At 40.1% G+C, this 25,672-nt stretch carries 29 protein-coding genes; 12 read left to right on the forward strand and 17 right to left on the reverse strand.

Features of this window, described 5'->3' with window-relative positions; genetic code table 11:
* Window positions 1-77: 77 nt before the first annotated feature.
* Window positions 78-1,103, reverse strand: coding sequence for a M20/M25/M40 family metallo-hydrolase (locus B5354_RS05830; protein WP_425432122.1), 1,026 nt, complete (start codon window positions 1,101-1,103; stop codon window positions 78-80).
* A 167-nt stretch (window positions 1,104-1,270) separates the two neighbouring features.
* Between B5354_RS05830 and B5354_RS05835 the strand changes: the two genes are divergently transcribed.
* Together B5354_RS05835 and B5354_RS05840 are read left to right on the forward strand one after the other, a co-directional pair.
* The gene (locus B5354_RS05835) at window positions 1,271-1,825 is read left to right on the forward strand and encodes a thioredoxin family protein (RefSeq protein WP_079526868.1); all 555 of its coding nucleotides are present in this window, start codon (window positions 1,271-1,273) and stop codon (window positions 1,823-1,825) included.
* A gap of 91 nt (window positions 1,826-1,916) precedes the next feature.
* Window positions 1,917-2,915, forward strand: a complete 999-nt coding sequence (locus B5354_RS05840) for a potassium channel family protein (protein ID WP_079526870.1) — start codon at window positions 1,917-1,919, stop codon at window positions 2,913-2,915.
* Here the strand turns inward: B5354_RS05840 and B5354_RS05845 are convergent.
* From B5354_RS05845 to B5354_RS05855, 3 genes are all read right to left on the reverse strand, one after another.
* Window positions 2,892-3,314, reverse strand: coding sequence for a YugN-like family protein (locus B5354_RS05845; RefSeq protein ID WP_079526872.1), 423 nt, complete (start codon window positions 3,312-3,314; stop codon window positions 2,892-2,894). The genes B5354_RS05840 and B5354_RS05845 overlap by 24 nt on opposite strands.
* 93 nt (window positions 3,315-3,407) lie before the next feature.
* Window positions 3,408-4,754: a glucose-6-phosphate isomerase gene (locus tag B5354_RS05850; RefSeq protein ID WP_079526874.1), complete on the reverse strand. Its 1,347-nt coding sequence runs from the start codon at window positions 4,752-4,754 to the stop codon at window positions 3,408-3,410.
* A gap of 336 nt (window positions 4,755-5,090) precedes the next feature.
* On the reverse strand, window positions 5,091-6,257 hold the full coding sequence (locus B5354_RS05855) for an iron-containing alcohol dehydrogenase (protein ID WP_079526876.1): 1,167 nt from the start codon (window positions 6,255-6,257) through the stop codon (window positions 5,091-5,093).
* A gap of 141 nt (window positions 6,258-6,398) precedes the next feature.
* On the opposite strand from B5354_RS05855, the gene B5354_RS05860 reads away from it, so the two are divergent.
* The gene (locus tag B5354_RS05860) at window positions 6,399-6,638 is read left to right on the forward strand and encodes a DUF378 domain-containing protein (RefSeq protein WP_079526878.1); all 240 of its coding nucleotides are present in this window, start codon (window positions 6,399-6,401) and stop codon (window positions 6,636-6,638) included.
* 93 nt (window positions 6,639-6,731) lie between these two features.
* On the opposite strand, the gene yugI is transcribed toward B5354_RS05860, so the two are convergent.
* Window positions 6,732-7,112, reverse strand: a complete 381-nt coding sequence (yugI, locus tag B5354_RS05865; protein ID WP_079526880.1) for a S1 domain-containing post-transcriptional regulator GSP13 — start codon at window positions 7,110-7,112, stop codon at window positions 6,732-6,734.
* A 323-nt stretch (window positions 7,113-7,435) separates the two neighbouring features.
* On the opposite strand from yugI, the gene B5354_RS05870 reads away from it, so the two are divergent.
* Window positions 7,436-8,608 carry a MalY/PatB family protein gene (locus B5354_RS05870; protein ID WP_079526882.1) on the forward strand — a complete coding sequence of 391 codons (1,173 nt, stop codon included), beginning with the start codon at window positions 7,436-7,438 and terminating at the stop codon, window positions 8,606-8,608.
* A gap of 40 nt (window positions 8,609-8,648) precedes the next feature.
* Here the strand turns inward: B5354_RS05870 and B5354_RS05875 are convergent, their stop codons facing one another.
* Window positions 8,649-9,218 carry a superoxide dismutase family protein gene (locus B5354_RS05875; RefSeq protein ID WP_079526884.1) on the reverse strand — a complete coding sequence of 190 codons (570 nt, stop codon included), beginning with the start codon at window positions 9,216-9,218 and terminating at the stop codon, window positions 8,649-8,651.
* Window positions 9,219-9,352: 134 nt separating this feature from the next.
* Complete coding sequence (locus B5354_RS05880; protein ID WP_079526886.1) at window positions 9,353-9,541, reverse strand: hypothetical protein; 189 nt, start codon at window positions 9,539-9,541, stop codon at window positions 9,353-9,355.
* Between the two features lie 121 nt (window positions 9,542-9,662).
* Between B5354_RS05880 and kapB the strand changes: the two genes are divergently transcribed.
* Entirely contained in the window at window positions 9,663-10,046 is a 384-nt protein-coding gene (gene kapB, locus B5354_RS05885) for a kinase-associated lipoprotein KapB (RefSeq protein WP_079526888.1), read from the forward strand.
* Window positions 10,047-10,158: 112 nt separating this feature from the next.
* On the opposite strand, the gene B5354_RS05890 is transcribed toward kapB, so the two are convergent.
* Both B5354_RS05890 and B5354_RS05895 read right to left on the reverse strand, forming a co-directional pair.
* Complete coding sequence (locus B5354_RS05890) at window positions 10,159-11,337, reverse strand: cation:proton antiporter (protein WP_079526889.1); 1,179 nt, start codon at window positions 11,335-11,337, stop codon at window positions 10,159-10,161.
* 6 nt (window positions 11,338-11,343) lie between these two features.
* A complete protein-coding gene (locus B5354_RS05895) occupies window positions 11,344-11,832 on the reverse strand; it encodes a cation:proton antiporter regulatory subunit (protein WP_079526891.1) in 489 nt (162 codons plus the stop codon).
* A 210-nt stretch (window positions 11,833-12,042) separates the two neighbouring features.
* On the opposite strand from B5354_RS05895, the gene deoD reads away from it, so the two are divergent.
* The gene (gene deoD / locus B5354_RS05900; protein ID WP_079526892.1) at window positions 12,043-12,753 is read left to right on the forward strand and encodes a purine-nucleoside phosphorylase; all 711 of its coding nucleotides are present in this window, start codon (window positions 12,043-12,045) and stop codon (window positions 12,751-12,753) included.
* 150 nt (window positions 12,754-12,903) lie between these two features.
* The gene (locus B5354_RS05905; RefSeq protein ID WP_079526894.1) at window positions 12,904-14,358 is read left to right on the forward strand and encodes an IS1182 family transposase; all 1,455 of its coding nucleotides are present in this window, start codon (window positions 12,904-12,906) and stop codon (window positions 14,356-14,358) included.
* Between the two features lie 320 nt (window positions 14,359-14,678).
* Here B5354_RS05905 and B5354_RS05910 read toward each other — a convergent pair whose 3' ends face one another.
* Window positions 14,679-16,166: a leucyl aminopeptidase gene (locus B5354_RS05910; protein ID WP_079526896.1), complete on the reverse strand. Its 1,488-nt coding sequence runs from the start codon at window positions 16,164-16,166 to the stop codon at window positions 14,679-14,681.
* Window positions 16,167-16,328: 162 nt separating this feature from the next.
* Here B5354_RS05910 and B5354_RS05915 point away from each other — a divergent pair, with 162 nt between their 5' ends.
* A complete protein-coding gene (locus B5354_RS05915) occupies window positions 16,329-16,805 on the forward strand; it encodes a divergent PAP2 family protein (protein ID WP_079526898.1) in 477 nt (158 codons plus the stop codon).
* Between the two features lie 42 nt (window positions 16,806-16,847).
* On the opposite strand, the gene B5354_RS20865 is transcribed toward B5354_RS05915, so the two are convergent.
* The 3 genes from B5354_RS20865 to B5354_RS05930 all read right to left on the reverse strand — a co-directional run bounded on the left by B5354_RS20865 (window position 16,848) and on the right by B5354_RS05930 (window position 19,268).
* Window positions 16,848-17,531 (reverse strand): 3D domain-containing protein, encoded by a 684-nt coding sequence (locus B5354_RS20865; protein ID WP_079526900.1) that lies wholly within the window; start codon window positions 17,529-17,531, stop codon window positions 16,848-16,850.
* A gap of 88 nt (window positions 17,532-17,619) precedes the next feature.
* The gene (locus B5354_RS05925) at window positions 17,620-17,937 is read right to left on the reverse strand and encodes a YuiB family protein (RefSeq protein WP_176142419.1); all 318 of its coding nucleotides are present in this window, start codon (window positions 17,935-17,937) and stop codon (window positions 17,620-17,622) included.
* Window positions 17,938-18,047: 110 nt separating this feature from the next.
* Window positions 18,048-19,268: an NAD(P)/FAD-dependent oxidoreductase gene (locus B5354_RS05930; protein WP_079526902.1), complete on the reverse strand. Its 1,221-nt coding sequence runs from the start codon at window positions 19,266-19,268 to the stop codon at window positions 18,048-18,050.
* Between the two features lie 314 nt (window positions 19,269-19,582).
* Between B5354_RS05930 and B5354_RS05935 the strand changes: the two genes are divergently transcribed.
* A complete protein-coding gene (locus B5354_RS05935) occupies window positions 19,583-20,569 on the forward strand; it encodes an NAD(P)/FAD-dependent oxidoreductase (protein ID WP_139377077.1) in 987 nt (328 codons plus the stop codon).
* Between the two features lie 94 nt (window positions 20,570-20,663).
* On the opposite strand, the gene B5354_RS05940 is transcribed toward B5354_RS05935, so the two are convergent.
* The 3 genes from B5354_RS05940 to B5354_RS05950 form a co-directional block, all read right to left on the reverse strand.
* Window positions 20,664-21,026: a HesB/IscA family protein gene (locus B5354_RS05940; protein ID WP_079526906.1), complete on the reverse strand. Its 363-nt coding sequence runs from the start codon at window positions 21,024-21,026 to the stop codon at window positions 20,664-20,666.
* A 136-nt stretch (window positions 21,027-21,162) separates the two neighbouring features.
* Complete coding sequence (locus B5354_RS05945) at window positions 21,163-21,399, reverse strand: YuzB family protein (RefSeq protein WP_079526908.1); 237 nt, start codon at window positions 21,397-21,399, stop codon at window positions 21,163-21,165.
* A 96-nt stretch (window positions 21,400-21,495) separates the two neighbouring features.
* Entirely contained in the window at window positions 21,496-21,825 is a 330-nt protein-coding gene (locus tag B5354_RS05950; protein WP_079526910.1) for a YuzD family protein, read from the reverse strand.
* 166 nt (window positions 21,826-21,991) lie between these two features.
* Here B5354_RS05950 and B5354_RS05955 point away from each other — a divergent pair, with 166 nt between their 5' ends.
* On the forward strand, window positions 21,992-22,213 hold the full coding sequence (locus B5354_RS05955; protein ID WP_079526912.1) for a NifU family protein: 222 nt from the start codon (window positions 21,992-21,994) through the stop codon (window positions 22,211-22,213).
* Between the two features lie 107 nt (window positions 22,214-22,320).
* Here B5354_RS05955 and B5354_RS05960 read toward each other — a convergent pair whose 3' ends face one another.
* A complete protein-coding gene (locus B5354_RS05960) occupies window positions 22,321-23,286 on the reverse strand; it encodes a 2-hydroxyacid dehydrogenase (protein ID WP_079526914.1) in 966 nt (321 codons plus the stop codon).
* Window positions 23,287-23,484: 198 nt separating this feature from the next.
* Here B5354_RS05960 and B5354_RS05965 point away from each other — a divergent pair, with 198 nt between their 5' ends.
* Together B5354_RS05965 and B5354_RS05970 are read left to right on the forward strand one after the other, a co-directional pair.
* On the forward strand, window positions 23,485-23,976 hold the full coding sequence (locus tag B5354_RS05965) for a phosphatidylglycerophosphatase A family protein (RefSeq protein WP_079529094.1): 492 nt from the start codon (window positions 23,485-23,487) through the stop codon (window positions 23,974-23,976).
* Between the two features lie 117 nt (window positions 23,977-24,093).
* Entirely contained in the window at window positions 24,094-25,650 is a 1,557-nt protein-coding gene (locus B5354_RS05970; RefSeq protein ID WP_079526916.1) for a hypothetical protein, read from the forward strand.
* The last annotated feature ends 22 nt before the right edge of the window (window positions 25,651-25,672 follow it).

Below are 25,672 nucleotides of genomic sequence, written 5' to 3' on the forward strand. Positions count from 1 at the left end.
CATATACCACTTTTTCCTTGCTCTCAATCATTTTTTCAGCATAAGAAAAACCCTGGCTATAAGCCAGAGTTTGGTAGTTAATCTTCTAAAGGATTTAAGCTTTCCTTACCAGTCAAATTCGCAATCATATCAACTAATAGGTCGATTTCTTCCTCCATATCTTTGATACTGACTGTCTCCACAGGTGAGTGCATGTAGCGTAACGGAAGAGATACTAGACTAACGGGAACACCTTGTCCAGTCAGACGCATTCGGTCCGCATCAGTACCAGTCATTCGTGGCGTTAATTCATATTGCAGTCCAAGGTTTAATGAGGACGCGCTCCTCTCAAGCAGCTGATTGATTTTCCGATTTATAGGAGCCCCTTTAGCTAAGACAGGACCGCCCTCGAGGCGAACATCCCCATATTTATTTTTATTTACACCAGGATAATCAGTGGCGAAGGTCACGTCACAAGCGATAGCCATCGTCGGTTGAATGCCTGCTGCCGCAAAATACGCGCCTCCCATGTTGGTTTCTTCGTTAACTGTACTAGCAGCATAAACTCCTACGTTAACGCTGCGTTGCGCTAGTTTTCTTAACACTTCCCCAACGATAAATTGTCCTGTGCGATTATCAAGCCCTCTTCCAGAAATATAACGATCCATCATAACTTCTGGATCACGTTTATATACGGCTAAGTCACCGATTTGAACAAACTTCTCCATCTCCTGTTTTGATTTCGCTCCACAATCAATAAAGAGGTCTTCTAACCCGAAGTCGTCTTTTAAGCCTCCGTGATGCTGGGCGTTGACACCAATTACACCTGTAATAGAATGGCTATAGCCTAATACATTCACCTTCATCCCCACTGCAGCCTTAGGATTAATTCCGCCCATTTTATCAAAGTGGAGATACCCTTGTTCATCGATACGGTTAATCACAAGCGCAATCTCATCGCAGTGTCCGGCAAGCAGCACCTTGAATTCCGCGTCAGGATTTAACACAGCAATGACATTTCCGGCGTTATCTGTCTTTATTTCATCGGCATAAGCTTTCATTTCTTTCATCCATGATTTTTGAATCTCCATCTCCATGCTGGATGGTGATGGGGTCTTTAGCATTTGTAATAATAGATCAATTTGTTTTTTTTCCAAGAAAATAAACCTCCTCAAATAGTTCACACTGTTGAAAATTATACCATTTCTCATGATTTATTAAAAAAAAGCATACTTTTTCAACATTTAGGGAAAATGAAGAGCTGTATGCATAGTAAAGGAGAGAGCATGAAATGAATTTACATGAATGGTTTCAAAAAGGGATAACTCCAGACCCTTATATCGAATCGATGGAACAGAATCAGAAAAACCTTATCAAAATCTATGATCAGTTCACGGTTCCTGAGGAAGACATGCCGTTTTTCAATAAACTAAAGGCCAAACAGCTTCTATCTATTGTCATTACGGAAGACTGGTGTGGAGATGCCATGTTGAATGTACCGATATTTTTGCGTATAGCCGAAGTCGCAGGGATCGAGACCCGTTTTCTAAAGCGCGATGAAAACCTTGAATTGATGGACCAATACCTGACCAATGGAAAGTCCCGCTCCATTCCAAAGATTATTGTCATAGAAGAAAACGGAAGGGAACTATTCAATTGGGGGCCTCGTGCCCCGGAATTACAGGCATTTATCGACAACTCGATAGCCGCTCTCCCTCCAAAGGAGGCAGATGATTTTAAAGAAAAGCAACAAGAAATGCTGAAGTTTGTAACAAAGGCTTATCGTGACAACAAAGAATTTCACTCATTCGTGTATCAAGACCTTAAAAAAACTTTTGCTAAATAAGAGTTAAGCATGCCGGCATAGGCATGCTTTCTTTATGTTTGAATCTTCCTCCTGCTAGCCATACTAGTATATAAAAAGGGGCTTTATTGGTATGCAGCAATGGATTCGCGATTATTTTCAACTTCCTCTATTTATCAGGCTATTATCCGGCATATTTATTACAATGATCATTTTCGGCACTTCGATTCATCTCATAGAACCAAACAGTTTCCCATCAATTTTTGACGGGATCTGGTGGGCATTTATAACAGGGGCTACAGTCGGATATGGAGATTACGTGCCACTGACAGTGCCCGGAAAAATTATAGCCATGTTATTAATCTTTTCAGGCGGAGGACTTCTCACCTTTTATATGGTGACCTTAGCATCGACCACCGTTGAACATGAGCGGGCCCTTTCGAAAGGGCAAGTGCGATATAAAGGTGAGTCGCATATTATTGTCATCGGCTGGAATGAACGAACAAGGCAATTGATTGATATGATGAGGGAAGATGATATTAAAGATAATATCGTTTTAATTGATAAGACAATCAATCATTTGTATCAAAACTTGGCGAACATCCACTTCATCAAGGGCGATGCCACAAACGAAGAAACACTTGAAAAGGCGAACGTATGTAAAGCAAGAATGGCCGTCGTTACAGCGAACCCTTCAAAAAAAGAGCATCAATCCGATCAAGCCGTCATACACCAGCTTGTTTCCTTAAAAGGACATCACCCAAATTTATTTATCATTGCTGAAGTCCTTACAGAACGTCAAAAAATTAATGCTGAAAGAGCCGGAGCCAATACGGTAATTCGGTCAAATGATTTCATGAGCAGTTTATTTTATCATGAGCTTTACCGAAAAGACCCCCTTCAGCCCTTTCAACTTTTTTTAAACTTATTGACCAATCGTCAGTTCCATGAGGAGAAAGTATCTTCTTCCTTAGCAGGGAAACCGATGATTCAGATACTCGAACATTATTTGAACCAAAGCTCTCAAGTGATTGGGATAAGGAATGGAAAGAATTTTTACTTTGATTTTGATTCGAATACTACGTTAACAGAGGAGGATTACTTAGTTTTATTTACGCCGTTCAACGAGTAATGCTTGCTCACACTGTTGAATTAATTCCTTGCCTGTTTGGATAAATTCTTCAGGAAAGTCAGCATCCTTATCACGAGGAGTTTGAAACTGATCAAATGCTGCTCGGAAATTTCCTTCCTGCACATGATCATCAATACCATCCTGATAAGCATGAGAAAGCAAATAAGGTTTGTTTACTTTGACCGTCGCAGGAGCTGTTGGCGAATCTAGTGTTCCTTCCACAACAGAGAAAGGAATCCTAAGAAATTGATAACCGCCTTGTTCCGCAATTTTATAATCAAAGTAACCATGCTCATAATCCCAATTATCCGAGAAAGTGAAGCCAATAGACTGAAGCTTTTGCTCAAGTTCATGTAAGTCAAATAGCTCATCCGTTAGTTGAGATTCCAAATTAATCATACACAATCCCTCCTTTTCATCTTATCCTGCCCAAATAAAACCACCTCAGGTCATCCATTTTCTGGATGACCTGAGGTGGTAATTAATGGTTTATTATAAGCGTTTTTCCAGGTCTTGTTTTTGTTGTTCGAATCCAGGCTTTCCAAGGAGCGCGAACATATTTTTCTTATATGCTTCAACTCCTGGCTGATCAAACGGATTTACACCAAGAATATATCCGCTGATCGCACACGCTTTTTCAAAGAAATAGGCGAGATAGCCAAATGTAAATGCATCTCGCTTCGGTATATGCACAATCAAATTCGGCACTTGACCATCTGTATGAGCAAGCATTGTGCCCTGATAAGCCTTCTCATTCACTTCATCAACAGTCTTTCCAGCCAGATAATTCAGCCCATCTAAATTTTGCTCATCTTCTTCTATCGTATAATCTGAGGTCGGCTCTTCCACATGCAAAATCGTTTCAAATAAATCACGACGGCCATCTTGAACATATTGCCCTAGTGAATGAAGATCTGTTGAGAAGTTTGCGGAACTTGGAAAAATCCCCTTCTGGTCCTTACCTTCACTTTCGCCAAACAACTGTTTCCACCATTCTGAGAAATACTGTAAAGAAGGCTCATAATTGACCATCATCTCAATTGTTTTTCCTTTGTTGTACAGCACATTTCTGACCGCAGCATATTGATAGGCTGGGTTCTCAGACAAACGATCTGTACTTAATTCTTCTCGACTTGCCTGTGCTCCCTGCATCATATCATCAATATCGATGCCGCTGGCTGCAATTGGAAGCAACCCTACAGCTGTAAGCACTGAATAACGCCCGCCAACATTATCTGGAACTACAAAGGATTCATACCCCTGTTCCTCTGCTAATGTTTTCAATGCACCTTTTTCCTTATCTGTAGTGGCGTAAATTCGTTTTTGGGCTTGTTCACGACCGTACTTTTCCTCCAAAAACTTACGGAAGATGCGAAATGCAATCGCCGGTTCAGTCGTCGTGCCGCTTTTTGAAATCACATTGATGGAAACATCTTTATCCTTCAGCACATCAAATAATTCATTAATATAAGGAGCACTAATACTGTTTCCCACAAAGAATACTTGCGGGGCAGAGCGCTGATCAGCTGACAGTTCATTGTAGAAACTGTGATTAAGCATTTCTATCGCAGCACGAGCACCTAAGTATGAGCCGCCTATTCCTATAACAAGGAGAACATCTGAATCTTTCTTGATCTTTTCTGCAGCTTGCTTAATCCGTGAAAATTCCTCTTTATCATAATCTACTGGTAAATCAAGCCAACCTAAAAAGTCATGTCCTGCACCCGTTTTTTCATGTAATGCTTTATGTGCTAATGATACAGTTCCTTCCATATATTCAAGTTCGTGTTTATTAAAAAATGGTAAAGCTTTTTCATAATCAAAACGCACGTGTGTCATTTCCATCCCTCCAAGATCATCATTAAAAAACTAAGCCAATTTCACTTTACCGAAACGTTCTGAGCAAATCAAGTAGGCCTTTACATGTAAACGCATCCAATACAAAAAAGAAGAAACTGGGACAAAACTGAATTCAAACACACAAATAACCCGAACGTAATGTAACAGTTCGGGTTATTGTGTGCTAAGAAATGGTTACTGACATCGCTCCGACAAAATACTTTGCTTTCCTGGAGGATCTTCGACTCGTGCTGTTCCCACATGAGTCTGCAAATTTTTGACTACGCTAAGTATCTCTTCGTTTCTGATACCGTTGCTTTGCTTATGTTCACAAGGTTACTTTGACATTTCCAATATAGCTTCTACATCATTGGCTTCAAGCTTGCTAAAGTTACCGAAAGCTCCTCGTTTCATAGCACGATTAACGATCAAATCAAACTTCTGATCATCTATTTCGTAATCTGCCAGTGCTTTAGGAGCCCCTATAGACGTCCAGAACTCCTGTAAAGAGTCAATCCCTTCCTCAGCTATTTGACGATTTGATTTGCCTTCAGAATCGACTGAGAACACGTTTGTAGCCAATCGTACGAATCGCCCTTCATCGACATCAAGATTATGCTTCATCCAATTAGGAAAAAGAATTGCAAGTCCTCCAGCATGAGGAATGTCATACACAGCCGAGACAGCGTGTTCAATATTATGACTCGCCCAATCTCCTCGGTATCCCATCTGCAGCATCCCATTTAAAGCAATAGTCCCAGCATATAAAATTGTCTCACGATGTTCATATGACTCAAGGTCATCCAGAAGTTTAGGCGCCGTATCTATAACTGTCCGTAAGACACCTTCGACCATTTCATCCTGTACAGGTGACTGGGTTGGGTTGTGAAAATACTGCTCTAGTAAATGTGACATCATATCGACGATGCCATAAATCGTCTGTTCACGCGGCACTGTGATGGTGTTCTGCGGATCCAGAATAGAGAACGTTGGATATGTATAAGGGGCATAACCCCAGCCATATTTTTCGTTTGTCTCCCAATTCGTAATCACTGCTCCTCCATTCATTTCAGACCCTGTTGCCGCCAAAGTAAGCACAGTACCAAAAGGAAGGACCCCATCTGGTGTATTTTTACGAGTAACTAAATCCCAGGCATCACCTTCGTATTTTGCACCCGCGGCAATGGTTTTTGTACAGTCAATGACACTGCCACCGCCGACGGCAAGCAGAAAATCGATACCCTCTCTTTTACAAAGCTCAACGCCTTTTCGAACCGTACTCAGCTTAGGATTAGGTTCGACACCTGCCAATTCATGAACATGAACAGTTGTTTTATTTAATTCTTTCATGACACGATCGTAAACTCCGTTTTTCTTAATACTGCCTCCACCGTAAACAATTAATATATTTTCTATATTTGTAGGAAGCTGTTCAGTTAATTGTTCAACTTGGTTTTTACCAAAAATAAGCTTCGTCGGATTATGAAATGTAAATGCGTCCATTACTTCTTCCCCTCTCTTTATTTCTCAGTGTCCCATTATCCCTGATCCATGAGAATTTCTCAAAAGAAACGCAATATGTATAAATTGTTTTTTATTCCTAAAACTATAAATGTTCATTTTACTAACAGAAGGAGTGAAAATATGAATACAATCCAACGAATCGCTTTACTACTGACAGTTATTGGAGCTATAAACTGGGGTCTAATTGGTTTGTTCCAATACGATCTTGTCGCTGGTTTATTTGGAGGCGGAGAACAAAGTGGAGCGTTTGCGCGAATTATCTATACGCTTGTAGGAATTAGCGGACTTATTACCATTTCCCTTTATTTCTCTCGTGCTGCAGAACATCATGAAGCAAGAACAGCAGATTCAACTGAGTAAGGAATTATACAGAAGAATGCAAAAAACCCGGCTGCGGAAGCCGGGTTTTCAGTTTGAAAAGCAGTAATCGTACAGTTAAAGCTTTTCTAAGAATTATTTGCGGAATTTCTCACGGTCATCGGACTGTTTAATCCAGTCTTCTAACTTATCCTTAAGTGTGTTAAATCCTGCTGAAGCATCTTCTTGCTGAGGAGTCGCTTGCTTACGAGGACGACGTTCCTTTTTAGGTGCTTCTTGTGTGGCACGAATAGAGAGAGAGTATTTATTATTTTTCTCATCAATGTTTAGAATCTTAACTTGGACTTCATCACCTTCAGAAAGATGTTCGTTAATATCCTTCACATAGCCATGAGTTACTTCAGAAATATGCACAAGACCCTGTACTTGCTCGTCAAGTGCAACGAAAGCACCGTATGGCTGTATCCCTGTAACTTTACCCTCTAAAACTTGACCTTCTTGAAACTTATCTGACATGCTATACAACTCCTGATATAGATTATTCGTTTCTTTTAACGCAATTACTGATTTTATCATAACATTTCATAATTAGCAAAAGCTTCTGATGATCCTTAACCTCTTAATCTATTATTTTTCACAAGAAATATTAAGAAACAGGTTTAAAACACGATCTATAAGGATATTAATAATACCGTAAGACTTTCTCGTATTCCCCCTGTGAAGCAAAGCGATCATTCGCTTTGCTTTTTTTTATTTTATGGTTGTAAGCTTTCTATTTCTATCTTTTGCAATTATTCGTTAGTATAAGTATAAGATCCACTTGAAGGAGCAGTGATACAATGAACCGTTTCTCTGAAATAACAGAAAGAAAAGGCACAAGATCTGTTAAATGGGATTTAGCTGAAGAACTTTATCAGGACCCAGATGTGCTCCCGATGTGGGTAGCCGACATGGATTTCAAGGCTCCTGAAGCAGTTGTCCAGGCTCTAACCCAAAGAGTTGAACACGGAATTTTCGGATATACACTGGCTGACGAGCCACTTAAGACTGCCATAATCAACTGGCTTGACCGACGTCATGATTGGAATGTGAAGAAGGACTGGATTACATACAGCCCTGGAGTTATCCCAAGTTTGCATATGGCTGTGCAATCATTAACTGGAAAAAATGATGCTATTATGATTCAGACGCCTGTCTATCCACCTTTTTCAAGTGTAGTCAACGATCATAACCGTACACTTGTTGAGAATCCCTTAGTCCTTAACGATGGAATTTATTCCATTGATTTCACGGACTTTGAATCTAAAATCCGGGACTATCAGGTTAAGTTATTTATTCTTTGCAATCCACACAATCCCGTCGGAAGAGTCTGGAATCGTAAAGAACTCAAACAAATTAATGATATTTGTCTAAAACATGGTGTTAAGGTAATTTCGGATGAGATACACGCTGACTTAATCTATCCAGGGCACACACATATTCCGTTAGCTGGTCTATCTAAAGAAGCTAGTAACAATACGATAACCTGTCTCTCTCCAACAAAAACATTTAATCTGGCAGGATTACAGGCCTCCTACTTAATTATAGAAAACGAAGAAGTTAGAGGACTAGTAACAGATTACTTCAATAAACAAGGAATGTTCATGCTTAACACACTGGGCATTACTGCTATGGAAGCTGCCTACCTTCACGGAGAAGAATGGCTTGAGCAATTGATCGAAACACTTGAGATAAACCGAAACTATGTCACAAAACGCCTTCATGAAGAAACTGAGACATTACAGGTTATTCCCGCTGAAGGCACCTATTTATTATGGATCGATTGTCGTAAACTTAACCTATCCCAGCCAGAACTGATTTCCTTTATGAAAAAGAAAGCAAAGGTAGGCCTAAATGAAGGAGCTTCGTTTGGTGAAGAAGGAGCAGGCTTTATGCGAATGAATATCGCTGCCCCTAAAAAGCTCATCGAAGAGGGAGTCTCACGAATCATACAAGCAGTTAATCATATATAAAAAAACATCCCCTCACCGATCCTTACGGGAGGGGATGTTGCTATTCTTTTTGTTTCTCATTTAAATCAGTAGGGTCACTTGTTTTATCCTTATCACTATTTAACGTGATCTCTGCACAAGCTACCCGATCTCCTGATTCACCTGCAGGCTGTGACATGCCGTCATCAGGTTCGCTATGAATAACTAATGACGTCCCTTCACTTCTTAATAAAGAAGTTTGACCGTCTTTCAGTGTAGCTCCGGAAAGCATCAGTTTTGCTTTAGCTGATCCGCTTGATTCTGCATCAAGATTAGGAAGATCGCCTGCATGAGCGCCTTTCTGGTTTAACAAGCCATGCTTCTTTTTGGTGGGGTTAAAATGATTTCCCGCACTTTTAAAATCTGGCCCTTCACATTTAGGAAACTCATGAATATGGATGCCATGAGGACCAGGCTCAAGACCTTCTGCTTGTACTTTCACCTCTACTCCATCTGGCTGTTCTGTTAAGGTGACAGTCCCTACACGGTCCCCTTCCTGATTATAAAGTGCCGATTCTAAAGGAGAACGTTTTTCCCCACAGCCAGTCATCATTAATAAACTAACAAATGCGACGATCCAAACAACTCTCATATTGTACGCCCTTTCCTATTATAATCATACCTTTAGCTTTTCCAAGAAACGGTGTATTTATAATCGGCAGAAGCAATGAGAGTGAAGCGATACATAAAAAAACAACACCTGAGATAGTACCCAAGTGTTGCCGTTCATTGATCATGTTGATAGTTATCTTGTTCCTCCTGGACGGGAGAGTAATCTGTCCGCTCCTCCTCCTTACGAGAAACTTTAATGATAAAGTACATCGTAATTGCAGCAGCTATGATAAATACTAATAAGGTCAGAAGAGCTGGAATATATTCAGATTTATCTTCGGGGAAATAGAGAAATTCCATCATAGGGCAACACACCTTTCCTAATACATCACCATTATAACAAATTCACTTCTCCATAAGTAATGCTTCTCTATTTTTTCACATTTTTAAACTCTGGTACAATAGTCAACAAGGAGGGGTTTACGTGTCAGACTTTCAGAACGGAACAATTGTTAAGGCCCATTATAAATCAGGGATCTACATAGGTGAAGTAATAGAAGATCGCAAGCAAAATTATTTAGTCAAAATACTCGCCGTAGACAAGCATCCGATGCAAGGCGACCTTCATAATCCTGGTAAAACAGACGATGTGTTTTTTCATCAACGAAAGGCACTAAGTTTTCAAGAAAAGGCAAATATCCACAAACAGGCAGTCCACCTTTATGAAAGTAAACAAGTTCCTGATTACGACGTGTCATTGAAACAATCAGTTGAAAAGTTGAAACAAAAATTGACACGAAGAGAAACAAATTTTAACCAACATGCCTTAGATCAGTTAAAAGACCTTGAAAATCAATACTTTAGCTAAAAAACACCGTCGAAACAGAATCTTATCAATAGAATAACAAATGAGCGCGGGGAAAAATGAAAGAAATCAGAAAAAATCAGGCTGCCGAGACTTTCTCGACAGCCTGATTTTTTCAGGTTCCAGGCACTTTTAAATTTTTCTTCTTTTTTTGAGGCTTTCCATAAACTTTTGTAACGATTTTCGGTGCCTGCTCAAACAAAACCATTCCTATGAAAGCCGCGATGAGAATATACAACCCACTAAAGGCTTTAAACACCCCAGTAGCGACACCGGCAATAACCACAGAAAATTCACCTCTTGAACAAATCGACAAACCTGCTCGTAAGGAAGCTCGTTTTGGCAATCCATAAAGTGGTCCGCCAAGTATGCCGACTAGCAGTTTTGCAATCACGGACCATACTAGAACAGTGACGAGCAGACCTGCCATCGGTACACCATTGCCTAAGTCAATGGTTGTCCCAAAGTAAACAAAGAAAGTTGGAAGCATAAGATCTCGAATTGGAAAAACGGTTTGTTCTACTTTTTCTATTTTTCCAATCTCAGCCAACATCATACCTGCTAAAAATGCTCCCAGTACCTCTGATAAACCAAGGTATAAAGCTAAACCACCGTAAGATAAAGCTATCCCTGTCAGCAACGCAATCTTAAAATCTTCGTCTGCTATACGATCAAGCAGCGTCTCAACTTTTTTAAATACTGTTTTACCAAGGATGATCGCAGCTAACGTTAATCCGATAATTTTTCCGGTAATAGCTAGAAAAGAAACTGTTGTGAAAGTCTCACCAGAACTGACACCAAATAAAATAGCTACCACAATCGGCGCAGCGAGGTCTTCAAAAATAAGTATACCTAATATATATTCTGTTTCTATGTTAGCCATCCTGCCCCGGTCATCCAACAGCTTAGCTGTAATCGATGAACTCGTGGCATAGGCAATCCCGCCTATTAAAAAACTAGAAAACAGATCAAGATTAAATAAAAGGGCAATACCTGTAGTAATCCCTAAGCTTAAGAGCAAGTCCAACAAACCTGATGGCCAGATCTTTTTAGCAATCCCACCAAGTCGTTTCACGTTGAACTCTAAACCTAATAAGAAAAATAACAGAACAATTCCTATTTCACTTGCAAAGTGTAGAAGTTCGTTTCCGCCTAGTTCTCCAGCTAAGACGATCCCCAATAGAATGTAAAGAATAACTCCAGGGACCTTAATTTTAAGACTTAAAAAACCTAAATAAAAAATAGCAATTAGAATTAGCCCTGCACCCAACAGGGCAGGAAATTCACTATGCACTAATCATCAGCCCTTTCCACTGCACAATTCAGAGAAGCTGTCAATCTGCTCCTGCTTACCAATCGTCATAATGACATCCCCTGGTAACAGTTTTGTATCTGCCTCTGGGATAGCAATGGTTTCGTCTCCTTTAATGATACCAATAATTGTAACTCCTGTCCGATTTCTGATTTCAGATTCCTCAATTGTTTGTTCAGTAATAGGAGAAGCCTCTTTTAATTCAATCCAATCGATCACAATCTGATTCTTGAACATCTTTAATTTATTGGCATCGACAGGCTGGTATGTTGCACCAAGCAGCTGGGCGCCAAGCTCCCTCGTTTCATCCGATGTCAAATCCATAGCAAAGTCTGCTTCTTCACTGTCAGCCTCTTCAAAAAAATACAGCTCCCGCTTGCCTGTATGATGTACGATCAATACAAGCATACTGTCCTCAGCTGTCTTTAAGGTAATTTTTTGACCAATGCCTGGTAACTGCGAAACAGATATATTCATTTTCGAACCACTCCTTTTTCTTCTTTGACTTAGTCTCATTAGTATCACACATTATGACGGCTTCATTAGTAATAAAAACCAAATTAGCTTTAATCGGTTACATTGTTATACTATCAGGAGTTGAGCTGCCAATCTACACCCGAATTTGTTTTCTAGTTTCGTCTATGGTAATTTTAAATAGTGTTAAATGTCTAAGAGGAGGTTATACCAATGAGTGTACATATTGGTGCCAAACCTGGAGAAATTGCCGATAAAATTCTATTACCTGGAGATCCCTTAAGAGCAAAATATATTGCTGAGAATTTCCTGGATGATGCCACATGCTACAATGAAGTCCGCGGCATGTATGGCTACACAGGAACATATAAAGGTGAACGTATTTCTGTTCAAGGAACTGGGATGGGTGTTCCATCCATTTCAATCTATATTAATGAATTGATGGAAAGCTACGATGTTCAGAAGCTCATCCGTGTGGGTACGTGTGGAGCCCTGCAAAAAGATGTTAAAGTACGTGATGTTATTTTAGCCTCAACATCAACTACTGACTCACAAATGAATCGAATGGTATTTAACCACATAGATTTCGCGCCGACAGCTGACTTCGGTCTACTGAAAAACGCTTATGATGCCGGTATTGATAAAGGCCTAAAACTACGTGTCGGGAATGTTTTCACAAGCGACAGTTTTTACCGTGATAATGCCATGGACCTTTTCAACTTATTAGCTAAATACAATGTATTAGCAGTGGAAATGGAAACAACCGCATTATACACACTTGCAGCCAAATACAACCGCCAGGCGCTTTCTGTACTTACCGTTAGTGATCACATTTTAACTGGCGAAGAAACGTCTTCAGAGGAACGTCAGACCACTTTTAATGACATGATTGAGGTAGCATTAGACGCAGCCATTGAAGACTAACTCATACCACTTGAATTTAAAAGCCCGCTACTGTGAGGCCACTGAAAAAGTCCACGATAAAACTAAACACGGTGCCTTTCTTCGATTTATCGAAGAAAGGCACTGTGTTTTCTTGTATAATGAAAAGACTACATAAAAGTGAGGGATTGGATGTTAGACCGACAATTATCAATGAACTTCAGTCAATTTGAGGGGCTATACGATATGGTGGTTCCGAAAGACCACCTGCTTCGAAAAATTAATGACCTTGTTGATTTTTCTTTCGTGTACGAGGAGCTTGAAAGTAAATACTGTCACACGAACGGTCGACATGCTATTCACCCTATTCGTATGTTTAAATACCTATTATTAAAGACCATTTATAAGATTTCGGACGTCGACTTAGTGGAACGTACTCAAGTGGACATGTCCTTCAAATACTTCTTAGAGATGGCCCCCGAAGAGGAGGTCATCGACCCAAGTTTACTAGCTTACTTTCGACGTAAGCGCTTGGATGACGATGATCTGATGGATCTCTTAATTCAGAAGAGCGTCGAGATTGCGATTGAAAAAGATGTTATTCAATCCAAGTCTGTCATCCTGGACGCAACGCACACCAGGTCCCGCTATAATCAGACGTCTCCAGAAGAAGTGCTGCGCAACCGTTCAAAGTCCGTACGTAAATTAATTTACACTGAAGATGAAGATATGAAGCATAAGTTCCCTGGTAAGCCCACGGAAGACACCCTGGATGCTGAATTGGACTATTCCCAACGTTTGGTCGAAGTGATCGAAAAAGAACCTGCCCTCGTTTCGCTTCCCAAGATCAAAGAACCATTAAATTTATTGAAGGAAACCATCGAAGACGACCAACTGGAACTTAGGGAGTCAGAAGACCCGGATGCCCGTCTTGGTCACAAATCCGCAGACTCTTCCTTCTTTGGATATAAGACTCACCTCGCGCTGTCTCAGGATCGCATCATCACCGCGGCAACCGTGACGACAGGCGAAAAGACAGATGGAAAACACCTTCAGACGTTAGTGGGAAAGAGCCAGGAAGCTGGAATGGAAGTTGAAGAAATCATTGGAGACGCTGGGTATTCAGAAAAAGGAAATATCGCTTATGCCAGAGAAAACGACATGAGCCTCGTTTCCAAGTTAAACCCTTCAGTATCCCATGGTTACCGAAAGAAAGAAGATGAATTTGAGTTCAATAAGGATGCCGGGATGTATGTATGCCCCGCCGGTCATATGGCTGTTCGAAAAGCCCGTCAAGGAAAAAAGGGTGACGCCACCAATCAAGTGGACTCGTACTACTTTGATGTGGAAAAGTGTAAGAGGTGTCCCCTTCAAGAAGGGTGTTATAAGCCAGGAGCTAAAACCAAGTCCTATTCCGTTTCCATAAAATCGGAGGAACACCAGAACCAACTAGCGTTTCAAAACAGCGAACACTTTAAGGAAAGGGCAAAAGAACGATATAAGATCGAAGCGAAGAATAGTGAATTGAAGCATAGACACGGATATGAGATTGCCTCATCTTCGGGTCTCCGAGGCATGCGTATACAAGGGGCGATGGCAATATTCACCGTTAATCTAAAGCGAATTATGAAGCTCATGGAGGAATAAGAGGAAAAAGACCCTCTTAAAATTAAAAGAAATAGGCGGGTTGAATGAATTCTTCGTTCAACCCGCCTATATTTTTACACATCATTTGAAATCGCGCAGTTCTTCAGTGGCCTCGCTACTGTGCGGGCTTTTTTATTTGATACAAAATTGATCTCCATTCTGTGTATTAAAGCTACCCCTTAACCTTATCCTCTATTCTATACACTTGCCTGATTTTGCTCAGTGCCAATGCCTATAATTAATCGATCATTTTTGCACTCAGTAAAAAAACAACCTGAATTATGATCCTTAGATTGCTTCTTAAAGAATCAGAAAAGCTCTCAAGATCTTGTTAGAATGTAATGAGATAAAGTTCGAGCCATCACACCTGTTGGACCTTTAGGGCCTAAATCGTGAGATGCTTCCGCGATTGACGTTCCAGCAATATCTAAGTGCACCCACGGGGTTTCTTCTGCAAACTCCCCGACAAAAGCTCCTCCCATAATGGGATGGGCTTTGCGTGTAGGAGAATTATTTAAGTCAGCAATCGAGCTTTTTCTAACTTGTTCCCGATAATCATCGTTATAAGGAAGCTGCCAAATTGGCTCATCTACAGCTTCACTGCTTTTCTGCACTGCTTCGTAAAAGTCTTTGTTATTCGTCATAGCACCTGTCATCCATGAACCTAATGCTGTAACAACCCCACCTGTTAAGGTAGCTACGTTGATAATACGTTCAGCACCCAGTTGTTTGGCATAGGTTACTCCATCGGCAAGGGCCAATCTACCTTCTGCATCAGTATTTAGCACTTCAATTGTACGTCCACTCAAAGATGTAATAACGTCATCAGGTTTAAACGCTGTACCGGAAATCATGTTGTCAGAGGAAGGGATAACAGCTAATACATTTTGCTCGGGCTTTAAACGGCCAATAATATCCATTGCCCCAAGTACAGCTGCTGCTCCACCCATATCCCCTTTCATGCCAGGCATGCCTGTCTTCGTCTTGATTGAGTAACCTCCAGTGTCATATGTAATCCCTTTACCGACTAGGGCAGTAACATCTGTCCATTCCTCCAGCCCCTGATATTTCAATATAATCATCTTCGGAGGCTCTACGGAACCCTGATTGACAGCGAGCAAGGCCCCCATGCCCAGCTCTTCCATTTGATTCTTTTCCAGGATTTCCACTTCAAAATCATAACTGTCAGCCATACTCACAGCATGATTTGCCATATTGGTGGATGTCAGCATGTTAGCAGGGAGATGCACTAAATGCCTGGCTGTGTTCACACCGTGACTGAAGGAATATCCTTTTTTTAACGAACGGAGAAGGTCTTCTTCCTGATCATTTGAAATTAAAGTGAGTGAGTCAATCATTGATGGTATTTTAGATTGCTCATGTTTAAAATGAACGAGTTGATAAGTCGCTGTGCCCATTGATTCAGCAATAAGTTGAGCGCAATCATTGCTACTAAGGTTGTCTGATTGGAAACTATCAAGAGCTATGGAAACTTCGTTGACGTTGTCAGATTGCAGCTCTTTAAATAACTTCCCAAACGCACTCTTAAGCTGTTTTCTTGTAAGTTGTTTACTGTCACCTAATCCCAAAAAATAAATCCGCTTTAGAGGAAGTTGATCAGAAGGCAGATATTTGGAAACTTCTTTATACTCTGAGGAGAGATCACCTTCCTTAGTGTACAAAGCAATTTGGCCGGAGGAGTGATCATTTAATGTTTGATAGGTTATTTGATGATCAATATCTCCCTTAAATAAACCGACAACAAGTGTGTGATTTTGGCCAAATAAATCTTTTTCAATGTTGAACATGGTTAACACCTCCATTGTCAGTATACTAAAAAAACTATCAGACTGCTTCCCACAACTTTTAGAAGGACTCAGGGAAGATTCATATGATACAATACACTTAAGATCTTTAGAAACCTATATTCCTTTACAGGCATAATGAAGGAAAGGATGTCTTTCGGCCGTATGAATTTACTACAAAATTTCCCTCTTTGGGCGGCACTCGCCGCGATAATTTTTGCACAAATCATTAAAGTTCCCATTCAATTTATCGCCTCTCGTAAATTTGACGGAGGCCTTGCGTTCAGCACTGGCGGAATGCCAAGCAGTCACTCAGCTGCTGTCACGGCTTTAGCAACAGGTGTCGGGCTCGACCAAGGTTTTGATTCCTCGATCTTTGCTGTTGCTTGTGTGTTTTCAATTATCGTCATGTTTGATTCTACAGGAGTTCGAAGGCAAACAGGGGAACAAGCTATTATGTTAAATATTTTATTAAATGATTTTCATCGCTTCGTTGGGGAAGCGAAAGAATGGGGAAATAAAGAAGAGTTTCAAAAACGAGAAGAGCTGAAGGAATTGCTAGGCCACAGGCCGATTGAGGTCTTTTTTGGGGCACTCACTGGAATTGGTTTAACCTTAGTGCTGAATGTATTAGTCTATTAATGTAATAATACCGGATCCGATTAGATCGGATCCGGTATTATTTTATTCTTCAAGAATCTGTGTTCTAAATACTTGCAGGGCTTCATTTTTATTAAGTTGAGTTAAATCCCTTTCAGTAAGAGTGCCATCGCCTTGTTTAATGACATATACATCGACCTTTTTCTTACCCCAATGCTCATATACATCATCCACTGTCGGGTAATATAAATCAATCTCGTTTCCGTTAATCGCAGAACCTTTATCTGCTACAACTCCATAGCCGTAATCAGGGATAAATAAAATCGTCCCTATTGGATATACGGATAAATCTGCAGCAATGGTAGAATATAAGTCTCTTTTTACGGTAACGCCGGAAAAAGTAATTCCGAACTGAGGATGATTTGGTGTTTTCCCCGTTGATTCATACCCAGCTGTATAGCCTGTCGCAACCACTGTATGACTTGGATACTGAGATAGATCTATCGTTTCCTTAAGAGAAGCAGGTGCTTCCACAGTAGAAGTTGAAACATAGCGTTGTTGTGCTTTTTTTACATTAAGAGATTTTGTTTCAAGTCCTGTTTCTCTACCCTCAAATGCATTAATAGTCAATGCAGAGACCTTGTCATTACTACTAGATAACCAGTTATCGACATCTTTAAGTGTAATATTAGTAATGTTCACCCAGGTAAAATAAACAGCAGTCGCAAATAATGCTACGAAAAAAAGAGTCCGTAAATATTTTCTCATGATTATCACCTCACGATGTCATCATGTCCAACATTTACCTGAAATATACAACACCACGACGTTCATCAAAAACGCCGTGGTGTGTGGATTAAAACATTTGATATCCGTGTTTTCTAAGTAATTTGATAACTATACCTGCTCCAATGGTTCCAGCAAAACCACAAAGAAGAATAGTAATATCAACAGCTTGAAGATGAACGATTTGATCGAAAACAGTTCCAAAGGCTGCGGAAGTTTCAGTAAAATATCGACTCATCTCAAAATTATCTACGATGAGTAAAACAATGGCAGGATATACAATCGCCATAATCCAGGAAGATCGTAAAATCATGTTAATCAAAAAAGAAATCCCAAAGAACAACACAAAAAACAATAGCATTGACACAACAAACTGAACAATATTCAAAATAAATCCCCCTAATTAAAAGCGCAAGAACGATCATGCATAAAAATTATATATTCTCGGCCTTAAAAAAGCAAAGACAGCTAGCCTGCCTTTGCTTGTATTTATCAAACTTATTTAAAGAGATTAAGTTTTCCTTTTTTAAGGAGAAGTCCGATTCCACCCAGTTTGAGAAGATAGCGATTATCAATCACTTTCTTCATTGCTGAGGCAGACCAGCCAAATAACTTCTTATCGTCGAACACAACTCCAATTGCGTCACTATGACCAAGTGAGGCAACCGTACCTTGAATTTTAGGTGTAAATGACTCTAGGTGGTTATCCCCTTGCACTAATTTCGTAAGGCTCGCTGCTGTATGTTCAGCCATTTGAATAGCTATTTGTGCTGTTGGAGGATATGGACGCTCAGTTTCCTCATTCATAATTAACGCACAGTCGCCAACGATGAAAACATCATCGTAATTAGGAGCACGTAAATCGTCACGTACTGGAATACGACCACGGTTTGTTTCAAAACCAGCGTCAACAATTAAGGAGTTACCTTGAACACCAGCTGCCCATACAACCGTGTTGGTAGCAATCTCTTCGCGCTTTTCATCTTTTTCAAATATCAGCTTATCTTCAGTGACTTCCTTGATCATCGCACCAATTTTAAATTCTACACCGCGTGCTTCAAGGGAATTCATTGCATACTCCACTAATTCAGGATCAAAACCTGGAAGTGCAGTAGGTGCTGCTTCAACGTTGATAATACGCACATTTTCACGTGGAATATCGTATTCCTTACAAAGTTCAGGAACCCGGTTTGCGAGTTCACCAACGAACTCAATTCCTGTAAATCCTGCGCCTCCGACAACCAGATTTAACCGCTCTTCTTTTTTGTCTGCTTCATTATTATACTTAGCAAAGTTGTATTCAATATGCTGACGAATAAGTCGGGCACTATTAATACTGCTAATTGTAAAGGCGTTTTCCTTTAGACCGGAAATTCCGAATGTTGCAGCTTCAAAGCCAAGCCCAACTACTAAATAGTCATAAGAAAGTTCACCGTTTTCCAGTGTGACTTTCTTTTCATCTGGTCTTACTTTCGTTACAGTGTCCTGAACAAAATTAATTTTGCTTGTGTCAATAAGATCGTTAATTTGGATCCTGGTCCGGTCATGGTGCAATGTTCCAGCTGCATTTTCATGAAGCCAAGTCGTTTGATAATGATAGCTATGTTTGTTCACTAACGTAATGTTCGCATCATTTACGTTTAAGCTTTTTTGCAGCTTAACTGCTGTCATAATTCCACCGTACCCGGCTCCAATGATCACGATATTAGGATTATTCATGATATCACTTCCATCTCGAAATTTTTAACCTCATACTGGCTTATTAAATATTGTTCCTTTGTGACTCGTTTCACACAATCCAACATAAAAAAAAGACCGTCGATTCTTATTTAATTTTGTCATAAAATCGTAAAATGTTTTCTAATTTTTATCTTAGACCTTTTCTTTTCTATTTTCAACCCTTGAGTAATTTTCCGAAATTTCCTAACTATTATGACTTTATAATATTCCATACAAATCAATAGAACTGCCAATAAAATTTAGTTTATGATAGAATAGAAAAAGTGTAATTTTATCTGAAGGAGGCAAACTTAATGGATGATAAAGTATATGATATAACAATCATTGGCGGAGGCCCCGTCGGTTTATTTACTGCATTCTATGGCGGCATGCGTCAAGCAAGCGTTAAGATAATAGAGAGTTTACCTCATTTGGGCGGGCAGCTTACTGCACTATACCCTGAAAAATATATATTTGATGTGGCTGGGTTCCCACGTGTTCGGGCCCAGGAACTTGTTGATAATCTAGAAGAACAAGCATTGGCATTTGATCCTGCGATTGCTCTGGATCAGGCAGTTGAAACGGTAGAACGTCTTGAAGATGGCTCTTTCAAGCTGACAACAAATTCCGAAGTACATTATACACGTACACTGATCGTAACTGCCGGCAATGGGGCTTTCCAGCCTAGAAGACTTAAAATAGACGACACAGAACGATTCGAACAGACCAACTTACACTATCACGTTAATGATATGAATCATTTCGCTGATAAAAATGTTATGATTTGCGGCGGCGGAGATTCAGCCGTTGACTGGGCATTAATGCTTGAACCTGTAGCTAAACAAGTTTCATTAGTCCATCGTCGTGATAAATTCCGAGCCCACGAACACAGTGTCGAGCAGCTTATGAACTCTAGTGTCAAATTGATGACTCCCTTTACCCCCGAAAAAATGATCGGTGAAGATCGCATAAACCAGGTAGAGCTGCATGAAGTTAAAGGTGACCGCGTGGAAACCATCGATGTGGATGAAGTAGTCGTGAATTATGGTTTTATCTCATCTTTAGGTCCCATTAAAAACTGGGAACTGGAAATCGAAAAAAATAGTATTGTTGTAAATTCTAAAATGGAAACAAATATTGAAGGAATTTATGCAGCGGGAGATATTTGCACCTATCCAGGAAAAGTGAAGCTGATCGCTTCTGGTTTTGGTGAAGGACCAACTGCGGTGAACAATGCTAAAGCTTACTTAGACCCAAATGCACGGGTACAGCCGAAACATTCTACAAGCATGTTTTCCTAACTATTAAAGGCTAGGCTCAGTTATTGAGCCTAGCCTTTGTTGCATAAAAAATCCTCCTTTACATTCGTTAGAACGTAAGGAGGATCATCAGCTTTTAGCAATTAGGATCCGGTGTCCCTGCGTTTGTTGCTGTTTTAAAAGAAGATCCACAGCCGCACGAAACAATGGCGTTCGGATTATCGATCGTAAAACCGCCGCCCATCATGTTTTGTTTGAAGTCAATTGTTGTGCCTTCAATGATCGGAATATCTTGATTATGAATGACGACAGGGATGCCGTCCAATACCATAGTCTTGTCTAACTCTTCATTAATTTCCTCTTCGAAGCCCATCGCATAAGACAATCCACTACAGCCTCCACCCTTTATTCCAAAACGAAGGTGTACATCGCTCGATTCTTCTTCCTTCATCATTTCTGTGATTCGATGGTTAGCTGCTTCCGTGATATTAAGAATCATCTGGAGCCTCTCCTTTCATATCCTTATAATTAGTATACTAAATTAACTCAACCCTGAGCAAATATCCGCTACTTTATCAAAAAACCCCTTTATGAAAAAAGATCATAAAAGGATTTTCACAGTCAGCATGACACCTTTAAAACAGGGGATTTTCTTCCAGGTGCTGATAAATATTTTGCACTAACTCTTCAGGTGTGTCCGCCATTACGCGATCACCATTTACCAATGCATACAATCCTTGAGAACAAATGCCGCACTGGCTAAGGCAACCGTATTCTATAACATCAAGGTCCGGGTCTTTTTCAAGCTCTTCCATAGCTTCATCAGCCCCGCTGATTAAATTATTTACACAAAATTCAATAATTGGATTCATCCGCTTCACCTCTTTACCCTGGATGAAACCCCACTAGAATATAATCCTATCACATTATTCATTAAAAAGACACCATCATACTTACTCATAACAGCCTTAAGATAATTCTTGCAAACCATGTTGCTCAAGCACGGCATAAACTGATTTCAAGCGCGGGATCCCCTCACCGGCCACTTCTCCGTTTACGATGATCAATGGATAGAAAAGCTCGTCATTTAAGATTTGCTGCACATATTCATAGTCTGTCCCATTATGATGCTCTGAATGAATATCCACATAGTCAAAGTCTACATGCCCTTGTCCATACTTCCGTGTAATAGCTGCTTCCAGCCATTCAAACGTTTCTTTTGATCCTGGTGCGTTGACACAGCTGGCACACCTTTCTTCTGCACCATAAACTGTTAAGTAAATCTTTTGATTACTCATCTAAGCCCCTCCATCTCGATGTTAGTCATATACAACCATTTTACAAAAGATGATAAAAAAGATAAAATGAAAGTAGTTCTCAATTAAATCATATTTTGAAGAGCCATCCATAGATTTTTAGTTCAATCCGTTTTATAATGATCATATCGAAAGGGGACGATCAAACATGGAAACACAAGTCCAAGAAGTACTAAATAAACTTCGCCCATTTTTACTGCGTGATGGAGGAGATGTAGAATTAGTTGACGTTGAAGATGGCATTGTCCGTCTTCGTTTAATGGGAGCATGCGGCAATTGCCCAAGCTCTACCATTACTTTAAAAGCAGGAATTGAGCGTGCACTTTCTCAGGAAATCCCTGGAATTCATGAAGTTGAGCAGGTATTTTAAAAAAGTTGAATGGTGTCAACTAACGAGGGTAATACCCTTTCGAAATAGAACACCTCATTTTAATGAAGACCGCCCATGCAGGAGGCATGGGCGGTCTTCATTATTTTCTAGTCAACTGCTGTCAGCGGACTTTTCCCTTCTAACACGTGGAGGGTGTTCTTAAGACTCAACTCCATCATTCTGTATCTGGTTTCGAGACTCGCAGATCCAATATGCGGCAAACAAATCACTTCTTCAAGCGTTAGAAGCGGATGATCCTCTGAAATCGGTTCTTCTTCAAATACATCAAGTCCTGCTCCCTTAATTTCACCAGACTTTACTGCCTCATAAAGAGCCATTTCATCCATCACTTTTCCTCTGGATGCATTAATAAAAATGGCTTCAGATTTCATACTTCTAAAAACATCGGCATTAAACAAATGGTATGTCTCATCTGTCAACGGAACTAAGGAAACGATAAAGTCAGCCGTGCTGATAAGCTGGTCGAAACTGACATAGTTAAGTCCCAATTCCTCCTCAGCTTTTTGCTTTCGGGTTCTATTATGATAGAGCACATTCATATCGAAACCATTAGCCCGTTTCGCCACAATTTCGCCTATTCGTCCCATTCCAACTATACCTATTGTCTTATGATGAATATCTGTACCTGCAAGTAACAGTGGTGACCAATGCTCCCACTTTCCCTGTTTAATCACATCCGCTGCTTCGAGGAGTCTCCTTGCAGCTGCCATTAACAGAGCAAAAGTTAAATCAGCTGTTGTATCTGTTAACACATCTGGTGTATTCGTCACCGTGATGCCATTCTTTTTAGCGGCATCGATATCGATATTGTCAAAACCCACCGCTAAATTAGCGACAACCTGCAAGGTTTCTGTTTGGTTCAGCAGCGCCTCATCGATGGGGTCACTTAGCATCGTCACTAGTCCATCCGCCTTCTTGGATTCTTCCAGCAGCTTATTATACTCAACAGATTCTTCAGCACTGTCCCACATGTCAATGTTTAACTTTTCCCTAAAAGGAGCCACCACATCTTCCGGCAGTTTCCTCGTGATATACACGTACGGTTTATTCACTTTATCCCCTCCCTTTCATACATCCTTATAGAATATATTATAAACGAAAATAAACAGGAAAACATATGATGGAATGCCTGACAGAAATTTTTGATATAATGCAGTTATGGCTTGATCATTTTTCCATAAAACAGAAACATTATGGTACGGTAACTACATGCAAGGAGGTCGATAATCATGAGTGGAGAAAATCGAACAATGTCTGTATTAGAGAAAAAAGCAAGAGAATGGCTGATTGAAAGAGGAGTAACCGTAGACGATATGGCCGAACTCGTCCATTACCTTCAATCGAAATACCATCCAAAGCTAACCATGGAGGAGTGTCGGTTTAACGTAAATCAAGTACTTAAAAAACGTGAAGTACAAAATGCGATCGTCACCGGGATCCAGCTTGACGTGCTCGCTGAAGAAAAAAAGCTTGAGGAACCGCTTCAGTCCACCATTGAAGTTGATGAAGGATTATATGGAGTAGATGAAATCATCGCCTTTTCTATTGTAAATGTTTATGGATCCATTGGTTTCACAAATTACGGATATATAGATAAACAGAAACCTGGCATCCTTAAGGCACTGAATGATAAATCTTCCGGGGCATGTCATACATTCTTAGACGACATTGTCGGAGCCATTGCAGCGGCTGCTTCAAGCAGACTTGCTCACAGTGCAGTTGGCGAGGCTGAAGAAGAATAAGAAAAGTGAAAGTCACGCTCAACGCGTGGCTTTTTTTAATAATTTTCTGAAACCTTAAACCTTTTTATTCGTTATATAGCATATAGTAGTTATAATGACTTTGAAAGGAATGGGGTTATGGCACGTTTTAAGGAAAGTTGGATATGGATTGGCCCGTTATTGATCGTCCTGGTCGGTGTTTTCATCCTGTTTATCGAAAATTACCAAGAAGTAACCGTACCTCCGAATGAAGAGTGGAGTCGGGAAATTGAACTCGGAATCGCCTCTTCAAACATTGAACCACACATTACAAAAACAGATAATGAAAAGCTTTCCATTTCATATGCAACGAGAGAAGGAGTACGCCAGAAAATACTTAACGACACTCATCAAGTCATTGCGGAACATACATATGATATTCCGTATAATAAATGGACAGAAACCTATGTAAAGAATGATCACATACTTTATTTTGATTACTATACAATCTATGATGGCAAGACAAAAGAAAAAGTTACCGACGCATCTCGTTTTATCCCACTCAAAAATAATATAATCTACCAGCAGGGGCCGGATATTTTCATAATGAATCCAGCAACAAAAGCTTCATCTTCATTATTGACCTTAGCAAGCGATAAAGTTGAATTCAGTGTGTATGAATCTAATTCACAGATCTATTTGATGACACAGCAAACAGACACTTCAGGGATTGATCTTACTTTTTATCAAGTAAAAGATACTACGGTTGCTAAAATAGCAGAAACCCAATTCAAGACAAAGCCATCTGAGGTAGCAGAAGCTATTCAGTTCACAATAGAAGACCAGGAGTATTCGCTGTTTCTGCAAACATTCCAGAAACAAAGTATGTCAGGCAAACCAGTTTCACACTATTACTATTCTAAACAACCCCTTAATGAGAAGCCACGGTTAGAGGCAGTTACCTTTTCTGACCCGGCAGCCCATCAACCATTAACGGAGGTCTCAGACTTCGAAATGAAATCCGGAAATGGGCAAACGACCCTCCTTTTTAAAGGGTATGGATTTACGAAAACAGGTTACCGTGAAGAAGGACAGTTCAACATTTATGAAGCCAGAATTAATCAACAAGGTGAACCAATCACCACAAGGTTGAGTAATACGCCTAATTCTTCCGCCAATCCAGAACGAATCAATGAAGATGCCATAGTTTGGGTGGATGAACAGGGGGATACAAAACGCCTGCTGCTTGCCTCTTCCCATCCTGAAATTATTGAGCAATCTCAGCAGATTTCCGGGGATTATCTTCTCGGTGCATTAGGGAAAACATTAGGGATGCTTTCTTATAGCTTTTTCGCAATTATCGTGGGAATCATTTGGTATATTTGGCCCTTACTCTTCATTACGGTCATGATGTTTAGCTCAAATAAAGCCTATGATAGAGATCGGGAATGGATATTTTTCTTAGGGGCCGGTATATACTTGGGAGCCGCTATCGTATTTAAAGATAGTATTTATACGCCTTCTTTATTATCACGTACTCCTGAGTATTTAAGCTTTACAGGCAGTTCCATTGTCTATACCCTTGTATTTGCTTTGATCACCTATGTGATTATGCACATAAGCAGAAGGGATTGGTCAATCACAGTACGCCTTAGTTATTTTGTTGGTGTTCACATTCTATTTGTCACTATATTTTTCGGACCTTACCTTATTTAAAAACATACTAAGATTAGTGGGT

It is taken from the genome of Halobacillus hunanensis (assembly GCF_900166655.1).
GTDB lineage: Bacteria > Bacillota > Bacilli > Bacillales > Halobacillaceae > Halobacillus_A > Halobacillus_A hunanensis.

What these genes read in the sequence shown, in the direction of transcription:
- B5354_RS05910 (WP_079526896.1), bottom strand. Translation starts at nt 16,166, where the DNA reads ATGTTCAACATTGAAAAAGATTTATTTGGCCAAAATCACACACTTGTT.
- B5354_RS05835 (WP_079526868.1), top strand. Translation starts at nt 1,271, where the DNA reads ATGAATTTACATGAATGGTTTCAAAAAGGGATAACTCCAGACCCTTAT.
- yugI (WP_079526880.1), bottom strand. Translation starts at nt 7,112, where the DNA reads ATGTCAGATAAGTTTCAAGAAGGTCAAGTTTTAGAGGGTAAAGTTACA.
- B5354_RS05930 (WP_079526902.1), bottom strand. Translation starts at nt 19,268, where the DNA reads ATGAATAATCCTAATATCGTGATCATTGGAGCCGGGTACGGTGGAATT.
- B5354_RS05955 (WP_079526912.1), top strand. Translation starts at nt 21,992, where the DNA reads ATGGAAACACAAGTCCAAGAAGTACTAAATAAACTTCGCCCATTTTTA.
- B5354_RS05970 (WP_079526916.1), top strand. Translation starts at nt 24,094, where the DNA reads ATGGCACGTTTTAAGGAAAGTTGGATATGGATTGGCCCGTTATTGATC.
- B5354_RS05870 (WP_079526882.1), top strand. Translation starts at nt 7,436, where the DNA reads ATGAACCGTTTCTCTGAAATAACAGAAAGAAAAGGCACAAGATCTGTT.
- B5354_RS05880 (WP_079526886.1), bottom strand. Translation starts at nt 9,541, where the DNA reads ATGATGGAATTTCTCTATTTCCCCGAAGATAAATCTGAATATATTCCA.
- deoD (WP_079526892.1), top strand. Translation starts at nt 12,043, where the DNA reads ATGAGTGTACATATTGGTGCCAAACCTGGAGAAATTGCCGATAAAATT.
- B5354_RS05875 (WP_079526884.1), bottom strand. Translation starts at nt 9,218, where the DNA reads ATGAGAGTTGTTTGGATCGTCGCATTTGTTAGTTTATTAATGATGACT.
- B5354_RS05950 (WP_079526910.1), bottom strand. Translation starts at nt 21,825, where the DNA reads ATGAGTAATCAAAAGATTTACTTAACAGTTTATGGTGCAGAAGAAAGG.
- B5354_RS05845 (WP_079526872.1), bottom strand. Translation starts at nt 3,314, where the DNA reads ATGATTAATTTGGAATCTCAACTAACGGATGAGCTATTTGACTTACAT.
- B5354_RS05860 (WP_079526878.1), top strand. Translation starts at nt 6,399, where the DNA reads ATGAATACAATCCAACGAATCGCTTTACTACTGACAGTTATTGGAGCT.
- B5354_RS05840 (WP_079526870.1), top strand. Translation starts at nt 1,917, where the DNA reads ATGCAGCAATGGATTCGCGATTATTTTCAACTTCCTCTATTTATCAGG.
- B5354_RS05935 (WP_139377077.1), top strand. Translation starts at nt 19,583, where the DNA reads ATGGATGATAAAGTATATGATATAACAATCATTGGCGGAGGCCCCGTC.
- B5354_RS05945 (WP_079526908.1), bottom strand. Translation starts at nt 21,399, where the DNA reads ATGAATCCAATTATTGAATTTTGTGTAAATAATTTAATCAGCGGGGCT.
- B5354_RS05895 (WP_079526891.1), bottom strand. Translation starts at nt 11,832, where the DNA reads ATGAATATATCTGTTTCGCAGTTACCAGGCATTGGTCAAAAAATTACC.
- B5354_RS05850 (WP_079526874.1), bottom strand. Translation starts at nt 4,754, where the DNA reads ATGACACACGTGCGTTTTGATTATGAAAAAGCTTTACCATTTTTTAAT.
- B5354_RS20865 (WP_079526900.1), bottom strand. Translation starts at nt 17,531, where the DNA reads ATGAGAAAATATTTACGGACTCTTTTTTTCGTAGCATTATTTGCGACT.
- B5354_RS05905 (WP_079526894.1), top strand. Translation starts at nt 12,904, where the DNA reads ATGTTAGACCGACAATTATCAATGAACTTCAGTCAATTTGAGGGGCTA.
- B5354_RS05915 (WP_079526898.1), top strand. Translation starts at nt 16,329, where the DNA reads ATGAATTTACTACAAAATTTCCCTCTTTGGGCGGCACTCGCCGCGATA.
- B5354_RS05965 (WP_079529094.1), top strand. Translation starts at nt 23,485, where the DNA reads ATGTCTGTATTAGAGAAAAAAGCAAGAGAATGGCTGATTGAAAGAGGA.
- B5354_RS05830 (WP_425432122.1), bottom strand. Translation starts at nt 1,103, where the DNA reads ATGCTAAAGACCCCATCACCATCCAGCATGGAGATGGAGATTCAAAAA.
- B5354_RS05940 (WP_079526906.1), bottom strand. Translation starts at nt 21,026, where the DNA reads ATGATTCTTAATATCACGGAAGCAGCTAACCATCGAATCACAGAAATG.
- B5354_RS05855 (WP_079526876.1), bottom strand. Translation starts at nt 6,257, where the DNA reads ATGGACGCATTTACATTTCATAATCCGACGAAGCTTATTTTTGGTAAA.